Below are 4,154 nucleotides of genomic sequence, written 5' to 3'. Positions count from 1 at the left end.
CCCCTGCGAGGCAGCAGGCCTTGATGTTAAAACATGCTGTTTTTGTCAGCTATGGTGCTGATTAAAAACTGTGGGACAGCAGTGCGCTTACTGCGCCTTTTCTGCCACGTGAGCCCGGTAACGCCGGACCTTGCCTTTCATTTTCATCTGATCAAGCAGCAGACTGACCAGTGGGCTGAGCCAGGTCGGCTGCGAGGCCCCTTGTGCCCAGCGACGAATATGACGGCGTACCAGAGCCATAGCAGCAACGCTGGCAATCGCTTTGTCCTTCCAGTTTATTTGCTGAATATCCGGGCGGTATTGCGGCTGCTGCTGCCAGCGATTAACCAGATCCGGGCAAATCGCCAGTGCAGTGCCCATCCCCACCAGCGCGACACCGGCATCCACCACAGCCTGCGCGGTAGCCAGCCGGGTTACGCCGCCGGTGCTCATTACCGGCACTTCGCTGACACGAGCGATCTGCTCGGCGAATTCGAGGAAATACGCTTCCCGTGCCAGGGTACGGCCGTCGGCAGTACGCCCCTGCATGGCTGGTGCTTCATAGTTACCGCCGGAGACTTCAATGACATCCACACCCAGCGGATTCAGCATCTGCACGACCTTATGTGCATCATCGAGATCGAAACCACCACGCTGAAAATCAGCCGAGTTAATTTTGACTGCAACTGCAAAATCAGCCGCTACCGCCGCCCGCACCTGACGAACAATTTCCAGCAGCAGGCGCGCGCGGTTAGACACGCTACCACCCCATTGATCTTTGCGCTGGTTGGTCAGCGGCGACAGGAATTGTGATAAAAGATAGCCGTGTGCAGCATGGATCTGCACACCATCGAAGCCGGCTTTTTCAGCCTGACGGGCTGTAGCAACGAAACGTGCAATAACATCTTCGATTTCGCCTTCCGACATTGCCCGCGGACGTGCAAACATCTTTGAGTGCTTGCCCAGATCCACCGCAATATCCGATGCCGACAAGGCTTTACCGCCCAGAGCAGCGAATACCTGTCGCCCCGGATGGTTAATCTGCATCCAGATTTTAGCGCCACCTTCATGGGCTGCTGCTGCCCAGCGGCGGAATGGTTCCAACGGTGTGTCAGCTTCCAGCACAACGCCACCGGGTCCGGTCATAGCCATATGGTCAACCATCACGTTGCCGGTCAGCAGCAAGCCGGTACCACCTTGTCCCCAGGTTCTGTAAAGCTGAACGAGTTGGTCATCCGGTAACAGCTCAGCATTACCCAGACTCTCTTCCATCGCGGCTTTGGCAAAACGATTTTTCAGTGTCTGCCCATTGGGCAGGGTGAGTGAACTCATTACCGATGTGGTCATCACAGACTCCGTTAATTCATCAGACGGAGCCATGCTAACCTTAAAGCTGACTTTAAGTTCAAGCGCTTTTTTTATCTTTTCAGCAATAAGCGAAGGTAACGAATGGGTTTCGGGTTTCAGTCTACTTCAGCTGAATTCTGGCCACGGTTTCCGCCACCTGAGCCGCACTTTCACGAATATCACCGATTCGTCCGGCTGCCTGGCGGATCGCTTCTCCCATGGTGCGAGTATCGGTTTCCGCCTGAGCCATCAGCCGCAAGGCTTCGCGGGTCAGTTGCTCATTGGCTTTCACCATTTCGTCAATTTCGGCGGTCGAGCTGTTGGTTCTGTTTGCCAGACTGCGAACCTCGTCCGCCACCACGGCAAACCCACGACCATGCTCGCCGGCCCGTGCTGCTTCAATCGCAGCATTGAGTGCCAGCAGATTGGTCTGCTCCGCAATGCTGCTGATGGTGGTAACAATGGCCGAAATCTCCGCCGATTTTGCGCTCAGCTGGCCGATGCCTTCGGCGACCCGGCTGACCTGAGCTGCAACCTGTTCAGACGCCGTTACACTGCCATGTAGCAGCGATTCCCCCTCGCCGCTCATAGTCAGCGTCTTCTCTGAGTTTTTCCGAGCCAGCGCTGCGGCTTCCTGAAACTCCATTGCCTCTTCAACCCTTCCGGTGATATCCGTCGCCAGCTTGACCACCATAGTGACTTTACCAGAGGCATCCTTCACCGGGTTGTAGGTTGCTTCCAGCCATACCGGGGTGCCGTCTTTGCGGAAACGCTGATATTTACCGGTACTGAAATGTCCTGCCGCCAGTTTCTTCCAGAAGTCAGGATGCTGTTTATAAAAGGCATCGTCACAGAAAATACGATGATGCTTACCTTTGATTTCCCCCGGCCCATAACCCATGGTCTGCAGGAAATTGTCGTTGGCGCCAACAATGGTACCGTCCGGCGTAAACTCGATAATCGCCAGTGAACGATCGAGTGCTTCGCGTACCGCATTGTGGCGCATCCGGTGTTCGGTTTCTTCCGTCACATCCTGCGCCAGCTTTATGATTCGCGTGACGACACCATTTTCTTCCACCGGGAAATAGGTTGCCTGCAACCAGAGGTCATTGCCCTGCGCATCGCGCCGCTCGAACAAACCACTTTTGAATTCGCCTCGCCCCAGGTCTTTCCAGAAAGAGAAGTAACCATCACTGTTGACCAGATCAGACGGGCAGAACATTTTATGATGCTGACCAACGACCCGTTCGCGGCCATAACCGACAACGTTCAGAAAAAGGTCATTCACATCGACGATGATGCCGTCCGGCTGGAATTCGATCATCGCGTTGTTCTTCCACAGAGCCAGTCTGAGCGCATCGCTCTGTTCACTGCTGATGCGTCCCTGCGCAATGCTTTTGGGTTTGAACCACATAGAAAATTCCTCGAGAGCACTGACCTAACTATAGGTACACAACACAGAACTGCGCGCCAATGCCAGGTTAATGACTGAGAATAAAAAAAGCCTGTCGGTTCTAACCGACAGGCTTTCTCCTGCAGCCCGCACTGTTTGCAGTGGGCGCAGATTTTGTAGCTGTTGTGTTATTTCACTTTAAGAACAACCCGGTAACGTGGACTGCCATTCTCCAGACGCTCAATGGCCTTGTTAACATCACTAAGGTCAAACATTTCAACTTCGGGCTGAATATCATGGCGCGCGGCGAAATCCAGCATCTGCGCAATCACCGCCGGGCTGCCAACCGGCGAAGAAGAGATCGAACGCTGCTGATCCATCAGTGCCAGTACGTTAACTTTCACCGGCTCCAGTAATGCACCGACAAAATGCAGACGGCCTTTCGGTCGCAGGGTGCTGATGTAGGAGCCCCAGTCGAGGGCAACGTTAACCGTTGAGATAATCAGGTCAAACGAGTTTTTCGCTGCGCGGATAGCGTTCTTGTCGGTGGAGTCGATGGTCTTATGCGCACCCAGTGCCAGCGCTTCGGTACGTTTGGCTTCTGACGAGGTAAACGCAGTGACTTCGCAGCCCCACTTACTGAGAAACTTAACCGCCAGGTGACCAAGGCCACCAATGCCGATCACCGCCACCCGTGCGGTTGGCTTTACATCAAACTGCACAATCGGGTTAAACACGGTAATGCCACCACAGAACAGCGGGCCTGCAGTTTCTGCTGGCAGGTTGTCGGGCAGCTTAACCACTGCAGCGGCCTGAGCACGGACCTTTTCAGCAAAGCCGCCATGGCGACCGACTATGGTGTGATGCACATCAGCACACAGATTATGATCGCCTTCCATGCAGCTGTGGCAATCATTGCAGTAAGCGGAATGCCAGCCCAAACCAACTCGATCGCCGACGCTGAATTTGTTCACGTGCTCACCAACAGCGCTGATACGTCCGGCCACCTCGTGCCCCGGCACAAACGGATAGGAGGTCATGCCCCATTCGTTATTCAGCATGCTCAGATCGGAGTGACAGATACCACAATATTCCACCTCAATCTCAACATCGTGCGCGCCCAGCGGACCCGGATCGTACTCGTACGGCTGTAGTTCGCCACCGGCTTCAGCGGCTGCCCATGCTTTAATCATCGTCTCACTCCGTGGATCAGGTTATCGGTCAGTGACAGTAAAAAATAACCCAGTATGAAGGCAAGGTAACGGAGTTTTCCATATACCTTAATGGTTAGGCTGGTGTTGCAGGAGCTGCCGTCCCGGTGCGACGCTCTTTGTGAACCATGCTGTAGGAGCTGCCGTTGGCTGCGATCGCGGCGAGTGTCGCACCAACCAAAGGTCGCTCCTACAAATAACGTGATGCCGTATAAAGGCGTGCT

3 protein-coding genes and 1 pseudogene are annotated in these 4,154 nt (G+C 54.5%); all 4 read right to left on the bottom strand.

The genetic code is table 11. The annotated features are described in order from the left end of the window. Positions 1–87 precede the first annotated feature (87 nt). Positions 88–1,326 carry an NADH:flavin oxidoreductase/NADH oxidase family protein gene (locus I9W95_RS14500; protein ID WP_225676140.1) on the bottom strand — a complete coding sequence of 413 codons (1,239 nt, stop codon included), beginning with the start codon at positions 1,324–1,326 and terminating at the stop codon, positions 88–90. A 190-nt stretch (positions 1,327–1,516) separates the two neighbouring features. Next, positions 1,517–2,680, bottom strand: a pseudogene (locus I9W95_RS18540) (methyl-accepting chemotaxis protein); the annotation flags it as partial. A gap of 227 nt (positions 2,681–2,907) precedes the next feature. After that, positions 2,908–3,912 carry an NADPH-dependent aldehyde reductase Ahr gene (ahr, locus tag I9W95_RS14485; protein WP_225676138.1) on the bottom strand — a complete coding sequence of 335 codons (1,005 nt, stop codon included), beginning with the start codon at positions 3,910–3,912 and terminating at the stop codon, positions 2,908–2,910. Continuing rightward, positions 3,909–4,154: hypothetical protein (locus tag I9W95_RS14480; protein ID WP_225676136.1), on the bottom strand; the 246-nt coding region annotated here is incomplete at its 5' end. The genes ahr and I9W95_RS14480, both read right to left, overlap by 4 nt.

Origin of the sequence: Thalassolituus marinus (assembly GCF_020320395.1) — a bacterium.
In the GTDB taxonomy this organism is placed as follows: domain Bacteria; phylum Pseudomonadota; class Gammaproteobacteria; order Pseudomonadales; family Oceanobacteraceae; genus Venatoribacter; species Venatoribacter marinus.
Note: the sequence above shows the minus strand (reverse complement) of the source record. Positions and strands in the feature narration are given on the sequence as shown.

Coding starts and splice junctions, on each gene's coding strand:
- I9W95_RS14500 (WP_225676140.1), bottom strand. CDS start 1,326: ATGACCACATCGGTAATGAGTTCACTCACCCTGCCCAATGGGCAGACA.
- ahr (WP_225676138.1), bottom strand. CDS start 3,912: ATGATTAAAGCATGGGCAGCCGCTGAAGCCGGTGGCGAACTACAGCCG.